The organism is Flavobacterium cheonhonense, from assembly GCF_035671315.1.
GTDB lineage: Bacteria > Bacteroidota > Bacteroidia > Flavobacteriales > Flavobacteriaceae > Flavobacterium > Flavobacterium cheonhonense.
The window spans coordinates 665,165-680,930 of record NZ_JAXAVY010000001.1 but is presented as its reverse complement, the minus strand read 5'-3'; the positions used below and the strand labels follow the sequence as shown (position 1 = coordinate 680,930).

Here is a 15,766-nt window from a genome sequence, read left to right as displayed (position 1 = left end):
AAGTATAGGCAACAAAGATACTAAGGTTCTAAGGTTTATCCCAATAAAAAACCCGATTGCTTTCACAATCGGGTATCTATAATAGTATAATTCTTTAGTGCCTCAGTACCTTAGAACCTCAGCGCCCAATAATTAATCATTCAACTTCAATACCGCCATAAAGGCTTCTTGCGGAATTTCTACGTTTCCTACCTGACGCATTCTCTTTTTACCTTTTTTCTGTTTTTCCAAAAGTTTACGCTTACGGGAAATATCACCTCCGTAACACTTGGCCGTAACGTCTTTTCTTAAGGCTTTAATGGTTTCACGAGCGATGATTTTGGCTCCGATAGCAGCCTGAATAGGAATATCAAACTGTTGTCTCGGAATCAATTCGCGCAATTTTTCACACATTTTTTTACCAATGTTGTACGCGTTGTCTTCGTGAATCAAAGCCGACAAGGCATCAACCGAATTGGCGTTCAATAATACGTCTAATTTCACCAATTTGGAAGCTCTCATGCCTATCGGAGAGTAATCAAACGAAGCATAGCCTTTGGAAACCGTTTTCAATCGGTCGTAAAAATCAAATACAATCTCCGCCAACGGCATGTCGAAGTTCAATTCTACTCGCTCCGTAGTCAAATACGTTTGGTTGGTGATGATCCCGCGTTTTTCAATACACAAACTCATTACGTTGCCCACAAAATCGGCTTTGGTAATAATCGTAGCTTTGATAAACGGCTCTTCTACACGGTCTAATTTAGAAGGTTCCGGCAAATCTGAAGGGTTGTTCACCACAATTGGCGTATCCGGTTCTTTTTTGGTATAGGCCAAATACGAAACGTTCGGTACCGTAGTAATCACCGTCATGTCGAATTCACGCTCCAATCGCTCCTGAATAATCTCCAAGTGCAACATGCCTAAGAATCCGCATCGGAAACCAAATCCTAGAGCCGCCGAGCTCTCAGGTGCAAACACCAAAGACGCATCATTCAATTGCAATTTCTCCATAGAAGAACGCAAATCTTCATAATCTTCCGTATCTACCGGATAAATTCCGGCAAAAACCATCGGTTTTACATCTTCAAAACCAACAATCATATTAGTAGTTGGTATTTTGGCATCGGTAATCGTATCTCCAACTTTTACTTCTTTCGCTTCTTTAATACCCGAAATCAAATACCCAACATCGCCGGTAGAAATCACGTCTTTCGGCACTTGGTTGAGTTTTAAAGTCCCAACCTCATCGGCAAAATATTCGTTGCCCGTGGCCATAAACTTAATTTTTTGGCCCTTGCGAATTTCTCCGTTTTTCACACGGAAAATAACTTCAATTCCGCGAAACGGATTGTAAACACTATCAAAAATCAACGCCTGTAAAGGTTCGTCTTTACTGCCCTTAGGCGCCGGAATTTTTTCAATTATGGCCGATAATATGTTTTCCACTCCAAAACCGGTTTTCCCCGAAGCGTGGATAATGTCTTCTAACTTACACCCTAACAAATCAATAATGTCGTCGCTCACTTCCTCCGGATTGGCACTCGGCAAATCCACTTTGTTCAACACCGGAATAATCTCCAAATCGTTTTCCAAAGCCAAGTACAAGTTGGAAATGGTTTGTGCCTGAATACTTTGCGCTGCATCTACAATCAACAAAGCGCCTTCACAAGCCGCAATCGAACGGGAAACTTCATACGAAAAATCCACGTGTCCCGGAGTATCTATCAAGTTTAAGATATAATCTTCGCCTTTGTATTTGTACTCCATTTGAATGGCGTGACTCTTAATGGTTATCCCGCGCTCACGCTCCAAATCCATGTTGTCTAACAATTGTGCTTTCTCTTCACGAGCCGTCACGGTTTGGGTAGCACCAAGCAATCGATCGGCCAACGTACTTTTCCCGTGGTCAATGTGGGCAATAATGCAAAAATTTCTAATATGCTTCATTTTCTTTCTTTGTCAATTTAATTAGGGCGTGTCCCCTTGGCCTGTCTTGAGCCTGTCGAAAGGGGTCGGGCTTTCCGTTGCAATCTTTTGCTTTTTTCAAAAGCAAAAGGATTTTCACTGTAATCCCTCACGCAAACCACCGCTATCCCTTTTACAGCAGTCATTTAATCGGCAAATATAAAGCAAAGTTTTGGATTGCAGATTGAAGATTAACGATTGTTGAGCGCTACCTAAAATTCTTAAATCTAAAATCGCCAATCATCATTCAACAATCTTTAGTATTTTTGCAAAAAAAACGCAACCATGCCTAAAATCGGCAACATTCAATTACCTGATTTCCCGCTGCTTCTTGCGCCTATGGAAGACGTGAGCGATCCGCCTTTTCGCCGCTTGTGTAAATTACACGGCGCCGACTTAATGTACTCGGAATTCATCTCTTCGGAAGGACTCATTCGTGATGCGATTAAAAGTCGCCAAAAGCTGGATATCTTCGACTACGAAAGACCGGTCGGGATTCAAATTTTTGGTGGCGATGAAGAAGCCATGGAAATGTCGGCTAAAATTGTTGATACGGTACAACCCGATTTGGTTGACATCAACTTTGGTTGTCCCGTAAAAAAAGTGGTTTGCAAAGGCGCCGGTGCCGGTGTTTTGAAAGATGTAGATTTGATGGTGCGTTTGACCAAAGCGGTAATTAAAGGCACTTCGTTGCCGGTAACCGTAAAAACGCGTTTGGGTTGGGACGAAAATTCTATCAATATCGATGAAGTTGCCGAAAGACTCCAGGATGTTGGTGTACAAGCCTTAACGATTCACGCCCGAACCAGAGCACAGATGTACAAAGGCCATTCTGATTGGTCGCACATTGCCCGCGTAAAAAACAATCCTCGCATTACGATGCCTATCTTTGGTAACGGCGATATCGATTCGCCCGAAAAAGCACTCGAATACAAAAATAAATTCGGCTTAGACGGTATGATGATTGGTCGTGCCGCTATTGGCTATCCTTGGATTTTTAACGAAATCAAACACTTCTTTAACACCGGAGAACATTTGGCACAACCCAGCATGGCTGACCGAATCGAGGCCGCCAGAAATCATTTGATTTGGTCTATGGAATGGAAAGGAGAACGTTTAGGGATCGTAGAAATGCGCCGCCACTACACCAATTACTTTAAAGGGATTCACGGTTTTAAAGACTTCAAGCAACGTTTGGTTACGACCGATGACCACAATGCTTTGTTGCAAGTTTTTGAGGAAATTCGTGAGGCATATGCCAACTATCAGTTTATTTAATCCAATAATTTTGGGCTCACTCTGCTGCTGGCAATCCAACTCGATACAACGCCCAGCGATACGATGGTAGCAAAAACTATAGCCACATTCTGAATACTGAAAACCACGGGATAAGCCAAAGATTCGGTAATCATTACCCATTTAAATTGTTGTTGGATTAACACGATTATAATCCCTAATATCAATCCAACTAACCCGCCAAAAACGCTTAACAAGCTGCCTTGCAAAAGGAATATCTTTTTCAAATCTTTGATATCAGAACCCAGGCTGTGTAAGGTTTTGAGGTTACTCTTCTTGTCCAATATCATCATGATCAAAGCACCGATTAAGTTGAACAAAGCAATAATTATCACCAAAGTAAAAATGAGATACACCGCTATGTTTTCGGTATTCAACATTTTATAAAGTGTGGCGTTTTGCTGGGCTCGGTTTCTGATTTGCAATTTGTTTTGGAACAAATCAGCTACGGCTTTCATAACCGAAGCTTCATCGGCATTCGGCTTAAGTTTGAGTTCCAATCCGGACAACTGATTGGGTTGTAATTCCAAAAGTTCTTGCGCCAAAGTCAAATCGCAAAACACATATTTCTGATCTAAATCTTCGCTAATGGCATAAATACCTACCGGAATCAATCGGGTTTTGTTAAAGGCTTCGGCCTCGCTTTCGATTACGCCTTTTCCTTTTCGCGGCACATAAACCTCAAACGGATTATTGAAATCGTACAAGCCAAGCGATAATTTTTCGGAAATTCCGTAGCCAATCACTACTTCAATGGTATTGGGTTTTAACCATTTTCCATTCACTACATTTTGCTCGACTACATTGGTTTGGGTAAACTTGCTGTCGACGCCTTTAAGGTAAGTTACCTGTTCTTTGCCATCAAAAAAAAACAATACGCGCTCTTCCAACACTTTACTGTAAGAAGCTATGCCTGGAATTTGGTTGAGTTTTTGCTCTTGTTGGGAAGTTAAAGTGAAAAATTTTCCGGTAACAGCCGTTCCTTTTATGTCGGGGTCAAAATCGTTAGAAAAAGACAAACTGAATTCGCGTAACCCGCTAAAAACGGACAAAACTACGAATAAAGCCATAGCGCCTACTACGATTCCGACAGCTGCTATCCCGGTAATAATATTGATAGCATTGTTCTTGCTCTTACTAAAAAGATATCGTTTGGCTATGTAAAGCGGGAAATTCAAGTGGAGATTAAAATTTCTTGCGTTTGTCTAAAAGCTCTCTGTTTTCGATAGGATTTTCTTTTCCGGCCAAGGCATTGTCTATCTTTTCGATATAATCCAAAGAATCATCAATGTAAAAAACCAAATTGGGCACTTTGCGCAATTGGAGTTTCACTCTTTGAGCCAAATCGTGCTTGATTAAAGGCGCGTTGGTTTTTACCGCTTCGAGTAACTCGGCGGCCTTGTCCTGTGGAAAAACACTCAAATAGACTTTGGCAATGGATAAATCGGTGGTTACACTTACTTTAGAAACCGAAATCACTAAATTGGTAATTCCGTTTTTACGCACTTCGCCTTGCAGGATATCTACTAAATCCTTTTGCAATACACTTCCGATTTTTTTCTGTCTGTTCGTTTCCATGCCGCAAAAATACAACTTTTAAGTTATAAAGTTGCAAAGTTGCTGACCCGAGCACGAAGTGCGAATTGTATAGAGCGAAGCGTAATAAGGTACTGAGTTTTTTGAGAAGCTATGTCCTGCTATCCGCTATATCTTTTTATTGTTATGCCCCAAACGCAATCATAAGGTCGTTTCTCTAACAATAAAAAGGATGCCGCTTCTATCAGGGCTAAAAGGCGAAATGCTTATCTTTGACACTTTAAATAGCTCAGCGACTAAGTCTCTCAGCAACTCAGCAACTAATAGAATGAGAAAAATAGAACACATTGGTATAGCCGTAAAAAGTTTGGAAACCTCCAATTTATTATTTGAGAAATTATTTGGCAATCCGCCTTACAAAGAAGAAGAAGTCGCCAGCGAAGGTGTTAAAACCTCCTTTTTTATGAATGGCCCCAATAAAATAGAGCTTTTAGAAGCTACTAATCCGGAAAGTCCCATTGCTAAATTTTTAGAAAAAAAAGGGGAAGGCATACACCACATTGCCTTTGATGTGGAAAACATCGTTTCAGAAATCGCACGATTGCAAAAAGAAGGGTTTGTGGTTTTAAACGAAACCCCTAAAAAAGGAGCCGACAATAAGTTAGTAGCCTTTTTACATCCCAAAGGAACTAACGGTGTATTGGTGGAACTTTGCCAAGAAATCCCTTAAAAATAGTTGCAACGAAAAAAAAATAGTAGTAATATTGCAACCTCTTAGCCGGTCCTATAGCTCAGTTGGTTAGAGCACCTGACTCATAATCAGGTGGTCCTTGGTTCGAGCCCAAGTGGGACCACAAAAACTTAAAGACCTCAACGGAGGTCTTTTTTGTTAGAGAAAACCCAAAGTGAAAAAAAATCGTATTTAATAAAGAAGCTCATTTGCAATGATCTTGGGTTTTATAAGAACAAAACGATAGATTTACACTTTAAATTTGTATTAACTTAATGGATTAAATAATTAATTTATTTTGGCGATTAGATTTTTTTTTTACTTTTACGCACTATGAAAATTCTCCCCAATAGAATTGTAATTATTTTGACTGCGGTTTTTTTACCGGCCATTAGTGTTTTCGCTGCCCCTGGTCCGCCGCCTCCGTCTACTCCTCCGCCCCCGCCAGGCTTGCCTTTGGATTGTGGATTGGTTCTATTGTTATTAGGGTCACTAGTCTTAGGATTTTACAAAATTCACCAATACAATATAAAAAAAGCATCCCGTTAAAAAGGATGCTTTTTTGTTTTTTGTCCCAAAATAGGATTTAACTACTGTCTTAAAGCGTGTAATCTTGCCACGTATTTTCCCACAACATCAAATTCTAAATTAATTTTTGAGCCAACTTTGAAAGTTTTAAAGTTAGTGTGCTCAAAAGTGTAGGGAATAATCGCCACAGTAAAACCATTAGGTTGTGAATTAACTACTGTTAAACTTACTCCATTGACCGTAATTGAGCCTTTCTCAATCGTAATGTTGTTGAGCTTACTATCGTATTCAAAAGAAAAATACCAACTTCCGTTGGCTTCCGCTACTGATTTACAAACACCTGTTTGATCAACATGTCCTTGAACTATGTGGCCATCTAACCTGTCGCCTAACTTCATTGCGCGTTCGAGGTTTACCAAATCCCCAACCTGCCACTCGCCCAAAGTAGTCTTATCAATAGTTTCTTTAATGGCTGTTACTGTATAGTCATTGTTATCAATGGCTACAACTGTCAAACAAACCCCGTTATGGGCAACACTTTGATCTATTTTAAGCTCTTTTGCGATGTCAGAAGATATCGTTAAATGAAGATTGCCTCCGTCTTTTTGAATTTCTTTTACAATTCCGAGGGTTTCAATTATTCCTGTAAACATTGTGGTTTTATTTTACTAAATTTGCACTTCAAAATTAGCAATAAATAACCAGTACTTCTTATGAAAAAAGCAGAAAATATCATTGTTGGGATTTCAATCGGAGATTTAAACGGTATTGGAAGCGAAGTGATTTTGAAAACTTTTGAAGATGCCAGAATGCTGGAACTTTGCACCCCGGTTATTTTCGCCAATGTTAAAATTCTCTCCTTCATTAAAAAAACACTGGAACTAACCGCACCTCTTCATGGTATAGATAAAATGGACCAATTGGTTGCAGGTAAAATTAATGTTCTAAACGTTTGGCGTGAAGGGATCGATTTGAACTTCGGAATAAATGACGACAATGTTGGCAAATATGCCATTAAATCGTTTACTGCAGCTACCAAAGCATTAAAAGAAAATCAAATTGATGTTTTGGTTACAGCCCCAATCAATAAATACAATATCCAATCGGAAGACTTTAAATTTCCGGGACATACCGATTACCTCAACCAAGAACTGGAAGGCAATGCTTTGATGTTAATGGTTCAGGACAATTTAAGAGTTGGTTTGTTAACCGACCATGTTCCCGTAAATGAAGTAGCCAAGCACTTAACTGAAAAATTAATTGTCCAAAAAATTGAAACCATTAAAAAATCATTAGTGCAAGATTTTGGCATTAATAAGCCTAAAATTGCGGTTTTGGCACTTAATCCTCATGCAGGAGACAATGGGGTAATAGGAAAAGAAGACGATGAGATTTTAAGACCAACTTTAAAGAAATTGTTTGAGAAAGGCACTTTGGTTTTTGGTCCGTTTGCTGCCGATGGTTTTTTTGGCAGCGGTCAATACGAAAAATATGATGCAGTAGTGGCTACTTATCACGATCAAGGATTAATTCCGTTCAAAACCCTGTCTTTTGGCAACGGTGTTAATTACACTGCCGGTTTAAACAAAGTAAGAACCTCTCCAGATCACGGAACGGCTTATGAAATTGCCGGAAAAGGTTTGGCCGACTACAATTCCTTTAAAGAAGCAATTTACACCGCGATTGACATTTATAATTCAAGAGCCGATTATGCTGAAATCAGTCGGAATCCCTTGAAAACAAAAGAAAAACAGTTATAAACAAAAAAATGTTGATAAGGTTATTGGAATTCCAATAATTTTATATCTTTGCACTCCCTAAATGTTGGGTCAAATTGTTGTTTAGATGAAAAGTACGAATGAATTTTTAATTCCTTTCATAGGATTAAAGTTGGGAAAGCATCAGTTTGAGTTTAAAATAGAGAAAAAGTTCTTTGACGAATATCAATTTGATGAATTTGAAAGCTGTAATATAGCAGCAACAGTAGTGCTTGAAAAAAAGACTACTATGTTGGAAATCAGCTTTAAACACCAAGGAACCGTTAATGTCCCTTGTGACTTAACCGGAGAACCGTTTGATTTACCTATCAAAGGAAAAATTAAATTGGTAGTTCAGTTTGGTGACGAATTCAACAACGATAATGATGAACTTTTGATACTTCCACACGGAGAACATCAAATTGATTTGTCGCAGTATATTTATGAAATGATAGTGTTGTCTGTGCCTCACAAAAGGATACATCCCGGCGTAAAAGACGGAACTTTGCAAACAGAAGCACTTCAAAAATTGAATGAATTACAAGTTAAAGAGATTAAAGAAGAAAAAAAAGAAGATGATATCGACCCGCGTTGGGACAAATTAAAACAACTATTAACGGATAAATAATATAGTACAATGGCACATCCTAAGAGAAAAACCTCGAAAACAAGAAGAGATAAAAGAAGAACTCACTATAAAGCAACTGTAGCTCAAATCGCTACTTGCCCGGTAACAGGTGAAGCACATTTATACCACAGAGCTTACTGGCATGAAGGTAAAATGTATTACAGAGGACAAGTAGTTATTGATAAATCAGTAGCTGTTGCTTAATTAAGGTTTTTTTACAAAACAAACTCTCACTATGTGGGAGTTTTTTGTTTTATTTAATTTTAGCAAATATCCCCGTAGAATTACCCTAAGGTATAATTTTTTTTTGTAATTTCCACAACTTTTCGATTAGACAAAAATCGATTGGAAAAATACCCTTTTTATGACCAAAATTACAGCCGCAATTACCGCAGTTGGAGCTTATGTTCCGGAATTTGTACTCTCTAATCAAGTACTGGAAACCATGGTAGATACCAATGACGAATGGATTACCACTCGCACTGGCATCAAAGAAAGAAGACTTTTGAAGGAAAAAGGAAAAGGCACTTCTTACTTGGCCATCAAAGCTGCTGAAGATTTAATTGCTAAAGCCAATATCAATCCCGAAGAAATAGACTTAATTATCATGGCCACGGCTACTCCGGATATGCCGGTAGCTTCAACCGGTGTTTACGTTGCCAGTCAAATTGGTGCTGTTAATGCATTTGCATTCGACCTACAAGCGGCTTGTTCCAGCTTTTTATACGGAATGTCTACTGCAGCAGCCTACATTCAATCGGGTCGCTATAAAAAAGTTTTACTCATCGGTGCCGATAAAATGTCGTCCATCATAGATTACACAGACAGAGCAACTTGCATCATTTTTGGTGATGGTGGCGGTGCGGTTTTATTTGAACCGAATTATGAAGGTTTAGGTTTGCAAGATGAATTTTTAAGAAGCGACGGTATCGGTAGAGAATACCTTAAAATTGATGCCGGTGGTTCAATCCTTCCGCCATCTGCCGAAACAGTAGCTAACGGACAACATTTTGTGTTCCAAGACGGAAAAACAGTTTTCAAATATGCCGTTTCCGGTATGGCTGATGTAAGCGAAAAAATAATGGAGCGCAACAATTTAACCAAAGAAAATGTAGATTGGTTATTGGCGCACCAAGCCAACAAAAGAATCATTGATGCAACCGCCAGCAGAATGGGTCTTGACGAAGAAAAAGTATTGGTCAACATTCACAGATACGGAAACACCACTTCGGCCACTTTACCTTTGCTGATGAGTGATTTTGAAAAACAATTTAAAAAAGGAGACAACTTAATTTTCGCGGCATTCGGTGGTGGGTTCACTTGGGGATCTATCTACCTGAAATGGGCGTATTAAAATACGAGGCGTTTGATATTAAGAAAATTAATTAATCGGAGCGCAGCGGAAAAAAACAATAAAACTAATTCTAAAACGAACAAATTATGGATTTAAAAGAAATTCAAAACCTGATCAAATTCGTGTCCAACACTGGAGTGGCTGAAGTAAAATTGGAAACAGGTGATGTAAAAATTACTATCAGAACTACCTTAGAAGGAAATACCCCGGAAATCACTTATGTACAACAAGCGGCTCCGGTTCAACAAGCTATGGCAGCTCCGGTTGCAGTGGCTCCGGTTGCAGCAGCGCCTGCGGCTCCTGCAGCACCTGCTGAAGACAATTCAAAATTTGTTACTATCAAATCCCCAATGATTGGAACTTTTTACCGCAAACCATCTCCTGACAAAGCACCTTTTGTTGAAGTAGGAAGCACTATCGGTAAAGGGGATGTTTTGTGTGTGGTAGAAGCCATGAAATTATTCAACGAAATTGAAGCAGAAGTTTCAGGAAAAATCGTTAAGATTTTAGTAGACGATATGTCGCCGGTAGAATTCGACCAACCTTTATTCTTAGTAGACCCATCTTAATTTAGACCTCTTAGATTATTAGATTTTTTAAAAATTTCTAAGCAATCTAAGTAGTCTAAAAATCTAAGAAGTCTAACAATCTAATCGAAAAAAGATGTTTAAAAAAATATTAATTGCCAACAGAGGCGAAATTGCGCTTCGCGTAATCAGAACTTGTCGTGAGATGGGGATTAAAACCGTTGCGGTTTACTCTACTGCCGATGCGGAAAGTTTACACGTGAAGTTTGCGGACGAAGCAGTTTGTATTGGTCCGCCACCGAGTAATTTATCTTACTTAAAAATGTCTAACATCATCGCAGCTGCCGAAATCACTAATGCTGATGCGATTCATCCCGGTTACGGCTTCCTTTCAGAAAATGCTAAATTTTCTAAGATTTGTCAGGAACACGGTATCAAATTTATCGGAGCTTCTCCGGAAATGATTGATAAAATGGGAGATAAAGCTACGGCAAAAGCTACCATGAAAGCTGCCGGAGTACCTTGTGTTCCGGGATCTGACGGAATTTTGGAAGATTTTGAAGAAGCCAAAAAAGTAGCCAAAGAAATTGGTTATCCTGTGATGATGAAAGCTACCGCCGGTGGTGGTGGTAAAGGAATGCGTGCCATTTGGAAAGAAGAAGAACTCCTGAAAGCTTGGGAAAGTGCCCGTCAAGAAGCTGCAGCAGCCTTCGGAAACGATGGCATGTACATGGAGAAATTAATCGAAGAACCACGTCATATTGAGATTCAAGTGGTTGGTGATTCTTACGGCAAAGCTTGTCACTTATCGGAAAGAGATTGCTCTGTACAACGTCGTCACCAAAAATTAACGGAAGAAACACCTTCTCCGTTCATGACCGACGAATTAAGAACTAAAATGGGTGAAGCAGCGGTTAAAGCTGCCGAATACATTAAATATGAAGGTGCCGGAACGGTAGAGTTTTTGGTTGACAAACACCGCAATTTCTACTTTATGGAAATGAACACCCGTATCCAAGTAGAGCACCCGATTACCGAGCAAGTAATTGACTACGATTTGATTCGTGAGCAGATATTAGTAGCTGCCGGTGTGCCAATTTCAGGTAAAAACTATTTACCGCAATTGCACTCTATTGAATGCCGTATCAACGCGGAAGATCCTTATAACGATTTCCGTCCGTCACCGGGTAAAATTACCGTTTTACATGCACCGGGTGGACACGGCGTACGTTTAGATACGCACGTTTACGCAGGGTACACTATTCCGCCAAACTATGACTCGATGATTGCCAAGTTAATTACGACTGCGCAAACCAGAGAAGAAGCCATCAACAAAATGAAACGCGCTTTGGATGAGTTTTATATCGAAGGTATCAAAACCACGATTCCGTTCCACCGTCAGTTGATGGAAGAACCGGATTATGTAGCCGGAAATTACACTACGAAGTTTATGGAGAGTTTTAAAATGAACGATCCGGAATAAATAGAAAAACCCAACGTAATGTTGGGTTTTTTATTTTGTTATTCCCATGATGGTATTAAATATACTGCAAGAAGTATATCATAGAGAGTAAAATTATGTCCAAAAACATTTTAATGGCAGCATTGAATTATTTTTACTACATTTATTCTGATGCATACTATATTTCGGTAACAATGCATTAAGTCCTGTTTTAATAATTAATAGGCATTAAAATTCTATGAAAAATTTAATTTACTTCCTTTTTACTTGTTATTGTTATTCGCAATCAGGTTCTTTTGATACAACCTTTGACGGTGATGGGAAAGCATTTTATTGTTTTCCACTCGGCCAGAGTTATAGTCCTCTTGATGCTTCATTTCAATCTACTGGAAAGATTATTGTTTATAGTAACAATTATGATGTGGTTGGAGCCAGTGTATTAAGATGGAACACCAATGGTACTATAGACACCACTTTTGGAGTTAATGGATTTGTTAATTTTACACAAACAGTTCCTTTTATTAATGGAGGGCATTTTCCTTACAGAATGACGGTACAACCAGATGATAAAATAATTATCATGGGTTTACAACAAAACAATACATATCCAAATGCATATTGGATAGCAAGATTGTTACCTAATGGCGCTTTAGACACCAGTTTTAATGGAACCGGTTATAGAGACTTGAGTTTTGGTACTATTCAAGACCGAGGGACATGTATTTCCTTACAAGCCGATGGTAAAATATTGTTAGGCGGCACATCAGGTGACACTGGTGAGTTTTTTACCTTGGCACGACTCAATAGTAATGGCACTCTTGATATAAGTTTTGGTAACAATGGTAAAGCTCAAATATCTTTTAGTGGTAACGAAAGCTTTGTACAATCTATGGAGGTTCAAAATGACGGTAAAATTATTTTAGGAGGTTATACCGTTTCAACTACTAAAGATTTTGCTCTAGCAAGGTTAAATAATAACGGAACACTTGATACAAGCTTTGGAACTAATGGCAAAGTGATAACAACACTAAATAGCAGTTATTCTGATTTAATAACTGATTTAATAATAGAACCAGATGGTAAAATCATTGCGGGAGGTTTTACCTCTAGTGAAAATAACCCTTTGATGTGCATGGTTCGTTATTTATCTAACGGAACTATTGATACTTCTTTTGGGACTAACGGAATTGTTATTAATAATGATGATAACAGTCGAAGCTGCACTTTAGTAAGGCAAATTGATGGAAAGATTATAATGGGTGGCTGTTATGACGGATTGTTTTTTTTGACTATCAGATACAATAATGATGGAACTAAAGATTCTAGTTTTGGAACTAATGGTGTAGTAAACCTTTTTCCAGATACTTATGGATATGCGACAAAAGCATTAATACAGTCCGACAACAAAATTGTGGTTTGCGGGAGTACAAATAGTCCGGATTTTAGCCAAGTTTGTTTTACAATTATACGCTTAAATCCGGGAACATTAGAAGTCAATGATTTTGATAGGGCAAATATGCAGGTTTATCCTAACCCTACAATAGGTATTGTTTCCTTTGACAATAGTGAAAAGCAGTATGAAAAAGTTAGTGTTTACAATTGTTTAGGACAGTTGATTTTACAACCTTTTTATTGTTATCCTGGTACAACGACAATAGATTTGAGTGGTTTTGCAAGAGGAGTTTTTCTAATTAAATTTGAAGGAAATGGAAGAGATGACTTCGCAAAAGTTATTAAAGAGTAATCGCAATTTATATAGCCGGAAACTTCTCTACGAAGTTTATGGAAAGTTTAAAAAATGAACGTTTCGGAATAAATAGAAAAACCCAACGTAATGTTGGGTTTTTTATTTTGTTGCCTTTCCAAAAGTTAAAATGGCTTCCACGTTAGCCCCGATTGGAGTGGAAATCCTTTTGTGTTATCCTGTAGCGAAGCGAAAGGAAACACAAAAGATTGTAACGCAAAGCGGGAACACCGATGGCAAAAATGCCCGAACCTTTGCTTCGCCAATTCGCTAAAGCTCGGGTCGCTTCTAATTAAAAAAACAAAACCCAACTTTTACAAGTTGGGTTTTTATGTTTATAATGTTTCGTTTAACCATTTGTAAAACTCGCGTTGCCATACTAAGGCGTTTTGTGGTTTTAACACCCAGTGGTTTTCTTCGGGGAAGAGCATGAAACGGCTTTTAATGCCTCGCAATTGTGCGGCTTGGAAAGCTTCTTGTCCTTGTCCAATAGGCACACGGTAGTCTTTTCCGCCTTGGATGATTAAAATCGGCGTATTCCATTTGTCAACCATTTTAATTGGGTTGAACTTAGTGTACGTTTTTTGGGCAACGGCATTGTCTTTTTCCCAATACGCGCCACCGTGGTCCCAATTATTGAAGAAAACTTCTTCGGTAGTGCCATACATGCTTTCTAAATTGAAAACCCCGCAATGCGAAATAAAGGTTTTAAAACGATTGTTGTGGATGCCGGCGAGATAGAATACCGAATAACCACCATAACTCGCTCCAACGGCACCTAAACGCGCTTTATCGACATAGCTTTCTTTGGCCACATCATCGATTGCTGATAAATAGTCGTCCATTACTTGGCCTCCCCAATCTTTAGAGATTTGTTCGTTCCAAGCTTGGCCGTGTCCGTACATACCACGACGGTTTGGTGCTACTACGACATAACCTTGGGAAGCCATTAGCGAAAAGTTCCAACGGAAAGAATAGCTTTGGGTTAAAGGTGATTGCGGTCCGCCCTGACAGTACAATAATGTTGGGTATTTTTTGGTGGCATCGAAATTCGGTGGCAAGATTACCCAAACCAACATTTTTTTACCGTCGGTAGTAGTTACATAACGTCTTTCGTATTTGGGCAAAGCCAATTTGGCGTAGGTTTCGTCATTGGTTTTGGTTAATTGTGTCCAAGTTTTTTTCTTACAGTTATACGAATAAATCTCAGCCGCATGGTTCATATCAGTACGCGTTACAATGATGTTATCGCCTGAAAAACCAACCAAATCATTCACATCAAAATCGCCTGAAGTAATTTGTTTTACGGTTACGGCTATTTTAGTTAAACCCGGGAAATTAACTTCGAATAAATGCTTGGCACCGTCGACTGCAGCGGTGAAATAGACTTTTTTGCCATCAGTACTCCAAAGGAAATTGTCTACACTACCGTCCCAATTGGCGGTCAGGTTCATATCGATTCCTTTAAAACGAACGATGATGTCGTTTTTATCGGCCTCGTAACCGTCGCGTTTCATTTGCAACCAAGTTAAATTACCGGTTGGAGAGAAAACCGGATTCGTGTCATAACCCAGATTGTTTTCGGTTAAATTTTTAGTGGTTTTGGTCTCGATATTATACTCGTATAAATCGGTATTGGTTGAAATGGCGTAAGCAGTACCCGCTTTCTTTTTACAAACGTAAATGATGCTTTTGCTATCAGGAGACCAAATGTAATCTTCATCACCACCAAACGGTTTTTGCGGACTGTCGTAAGGTTCGTTCGACATGATATCGATGGCTTGAGCCTTGTCTTTGTTTTCGGCGTAAAACACGTGATTATGAGAACCGTTGTTCCAAGTATCCCAATGACGGTAGTCTAAACCATTGTAGACTTGCGCATCGGCTTTGCTTAAATCCGAATAAATGTCTTTACCCAACACATTTTCGGTTTTTACTTCTTGGTTGGACAAAATATACAAACCGTTTGGTGATACATTTTTATCAACCAATAAATCTTTGGTTTCCTTTACTTCGACGGGATTACCGCCGTTAACCGGAATGGTATAAAATTTCGAATTGGATTTGTTGTCTGCCACCGAAGGCGTCGCTACTTTATAGACGATAGATTTGCCGTCTTTGGAAATACCCATAGCCGTTACACGGCCCAATTTCCAAAGTGTTTCAGGAGTAAGTACTTCTTGTGCTGACGCAGTAATGCCCATAGTGCAGAGGATTATTGAAACAATTTTTTTCATGGTTGTAATGCTATAAATTA

The 15,766-nt window shown here is 39.0% G+C and carries 15 protein-coding genes and 1 tRNA gene; 11 read left to right on the top strand and 5 right to left on the bottom strand.

The features are described 5' to 3' along the window. Positions 1 to 132: 132 nt before the first annotated feature. On the bottom strand, positions 133 to 1,929 hold the full coding sequence (gene lepA, locus SK086_RS03045) for a translation elongation factor 4 (RefSeq protein ID WP_324689638.1): 1,797 nt from the start codon (positions 1,927 to 1,929) through the stop codon (positions 133 to 135). Positions 1,930 to 2,232: 303 nt separating this feature from the next. Between lepA and dusB the strand changes: the two genes are divergently transcribed. Further along, positions 2,233 to 3,225: a tRNA dihydrouridine synthase DusB gene (gene dusB, locus SK086_RS03040; protein ID WP_290877286.1), complete on the top strand. Its 993-nt coding sequence runs from the start codon at positions 2,233 to 2,235 to the stop codon at positions 3,223 to 3,225. Here the strand turns inward: dusB and SK086_RS03035 are convergent. Then, the gene (locus SK086_RS03035) at positions 3,222 to 4,421 is read right to left on the bottom strand and encodes an ABC transporter permease (protein WP_324689634.1); all 1,200 of its coding nucleotides are present in this window, start codon (positions 4,419 to 4,421) and stop codon (positions 3,222 to 3,224) included. The two genes, dusB and SK086_RS03035, sit on opposite strands and share 4 nt — an antisense overlap. A gap of 7 nt (positions 4,422 to 4,428) precedes the next feature. Then, entirely contained in the window at positions 4,429 to 4,821 is a 393-nt protein-coding gene (gene rbfA / locus SK086_RS03030) for a 30S ribosome-binding factor RbfA (RefSeq protein ID WP_290877280.1), read from the bottom strand. A 286-nt stretch (positions 4,822 to 5,107) separates the two neighbouring features. Between rbfA and mce the strand changes: the two genes are divergently transcribed. Next, positions 5,108 to 5,509, top strand: coding sequence for a methylmalonyl-CoA epimerase (mce, locus tag SK086_RS03025; protein WP_290877277.1), 402 nt, complete (start codon positions 5,108 to 5,110; stop codon positions 5,507 to 5,509). Positions 5,510 to 5,559: 50 nt separating this feature from the next. Continuing rightward, a tRNA-Ile gene (locus SK086_RS03020) sits at positions 5,560 to 5,633 on the top strand. A gap of 466 nt (positions 5,634 to 6,099) precedes the next feature. Here SK086_RS03020 and SK086_RS03015 read toward each other — a convergent pair. Beyond that, complete coding sequence (locus SK086_RS03015) at positions 6,100 to 6,690, bottom strand: riboflavin synthase (RefSeq protein WP_290877794.1); 591 nt, start codon at positions 6,688 to 6,690, stop codon at positions 6,100 to 6,102. A gap of 60 nt (positions 6,691 to 6,750) precedes the next feature. Between SK086_RS03015 and pdxA the strand changes: the two genes are divergently transcribed. The 8 genes from pdxA (at position 6,751) to SK086_RS02975 (ending at position 13,783) form a co-directional block, all read left to right on the top strand. After that, positions 6,751 to 7,797 carry a 4-hydroxythreonine-4-phosphate dehydrogenase PdxA gene (gene pdxA, locus SK086_RS03010; RefSeq protein ID WP_290877791.1) on the top strand — a complete coding sequence of 349 codons (1,047 nt, stop codon included), beginning with the start codon at positions 6,751 to 6,753 and terminating at the stop codon, positions 7,795 to 7,797. Between the two features lie 85 nt (positions 7,798 to 7,882). Beyond that, on the top strand, positions 7,883 to 8,422 hold the full coding sequence (locus SK086_RS03005; RefSeq protein ID WP_324689632.1) for a YceD family protein: 540 nt from the start codon (positions 7,883 to 7,885) through the stop codon (positions 8,420 to 8,422). Between the two features lie 9 nt (positions 8,423 to 8,431). Then, positions 8,432 to 8,626 (top strand): 50S ribosomal protein L32, encoded by a 195-nt coding sequence (gene rpmF / locus SK086_RS03000; protein WP_073308476.1) that lies wholly within the window; start codon positions 8,432 to 8,434, stop codon positions 8,624 to 8,626. 160 nt (positions 8,627 to 8,786) lie between these two features. After that, positions 8,787 to 9,776 carry a beta-ketoacyl-ACP synthase III gene (locus tag SK086_RS02995; RefSeq protein WP_290871819.1) on the top strand — a complete coding sequence of 330 codons (990 nt, stop codon included), beginning with the start codon at positions 8,787 to 8,789 and terminating at the stop codon, positions 9,774 to 9,776. 86 nt (positions 9,777 to 9,862) lie between these two features. Then, positions 9,863 to 10,345, top strand: a complete 483-nt coding sequence (gene accB, locus SK086_RS02990) for an acetyl-CoA carboxylase biotin carboxyl carrier protein (RefSeq protein WP_324689630.1) — start codon at positions 9,863 to 9,865, stop codon at positions 10,343 to 10,345. A 94-nt stretch (positions 10,346 to 10,439) separates the two neighbouring features. Beyond that, positions 10,440 to 11,786 (top strand): acetyl-CoA carboxylase biotin carboxylase subunit, encoded by a 1,347-nt coding sequence (gene accC, locus SK086_RS02985; protein WP_290871815.1) that lies wholly within the window; start codon positions 10,440 to 10,442, stop codon positions 11,784 to 11,786. Between the two features lie 217 nt (positions 11,787 to 12,003). After that, on the top strand, positions 12,004 to 13,509 hold the full coding sequence (locus SK086_RS02980) for a T9SS type A sorting domain-containing protein (RefSeq protein ID WP_290871813.1): 1,506 nt from the start codon (positions 12,004 to 12,006) through the stop codon (positions 13,507 to 13,509). 130 nt (positions 13,510 to 13,639) lie between these two features. Next, positions 13,640 to 13,783, top strand: a complete 144-nt coding sequence (locus SK086_RS02975; RefSeq protein WP_324689627.1) for a hypothetical protein — start codon at positions 13,640 to 13,642, stop codon at positions 13,781 to 13,783. Between the two features lie 61 nt (positions 13,784 to 13,844). Here SK086_RS02975 and SK086_RS02970 read toward each other — a convergent pair whose 3' ends face one another. Further along, a complete protein-coding gene (locus tag SK086_RS02970) occupies positions 13,845 to 15,746 on the bottom strand; it encodes a S9 family peptidase (RefSeq protein ID WP_324689626.1) in 1,902 nt (633 codons plus the stop codon). Between the last annotated feature and the right edge of the window lie 20 nt (positions 15,747 to 15,766).

Coding starts and splice junctions, on each gene's coding strand:
- pdxA (WP_290877791.1), top strand. CDS start 6,751: ATGAAAAAAGCAGAAAATATCATTGTTGGGATTTCAATCGGAGATTTA.
- SK086_RS02970 (WP_324689626.1), bottom strand. CDS start 15,746: ATGAAAAAAATTGTTTCAATAATCCTCTGCACTATGGGCATTACTGCG.
- SK086_RS02980 (WP_290871813.1), top strand. CDS start 12,004: ATGAAAAATTTAATTTACTTCCTTTTTACTTGTTATTGTTATTCGCAA.
- SK086_RS02975 (WP_324689627.1), top strand. CDS start 13,640: ATGGCTTCCACGTTAGCCCCGATTGGAGTGGAAATCCTTTTGTGTTAT.
- lepA (WP_324689638.1), bottom strand. CDS start 1,929: ATGAAGCATATTAGAAATTTTTGCATTATTGCCCACATTGACCACGGG.
- SK086_RS02995 (WP_290871819.1), top strand. CDS start 8,787: ATGACCAAAATTACAGCCGCAATTACCGCAGTTGGAGCTTATGTTCCG.
- rbfA (WP_290877280.1), bottom strand. CDS start 4,821: ATGGAAACGAACAGACAGAAAAAAATCGGAAGTGTATTGCAAAAGGAT.
- SK086_RS03015 (WP_290877794.1), bottom strand. CDS start 6,690: ATGTTTACAGGAATAATTGAAACCCTCGGAATTGTAAAAGAAATTCAA.
- mce (WP_290877277.1), top strand. CDS start 5,108: ATGAGAAAAATAGAACACATTGGTATAGCCGTAAAAAGTTTGGAAACC.
- dusB (WP_290877286.1), top strand. CDS start 2,233: ATGCCTAAAATCGGCAACATTCAATTACCTGATTTCCCGCTGCTTCTT.
- SK086_RS03005 (WP_324689632.1), top strand. CDS start 7,883: ATGAAAAGTACGAATGAATTTTTAATTCCTTTCATAGGATTAAAGTTG.
- accC (WP_290871815.1), top strand. CDS start 10,440: ATGTTTAAAAAAATATTAATTGCCAACAGAGGCGAAATTGCGCTTCGC.
- rpmF (WP_073308476.1), top strand. CDS start 8,432: ATGGCACATCCTAAGAGAAAAACCTCGAAAACAAGAAGAGATAAAAGA.
- accB (WP_324689630.1), top strand. CDS start 9,863: ATGGATTTAAAAGAAATTCAAAACCTGATCAAATTCGTGTCCAACACT.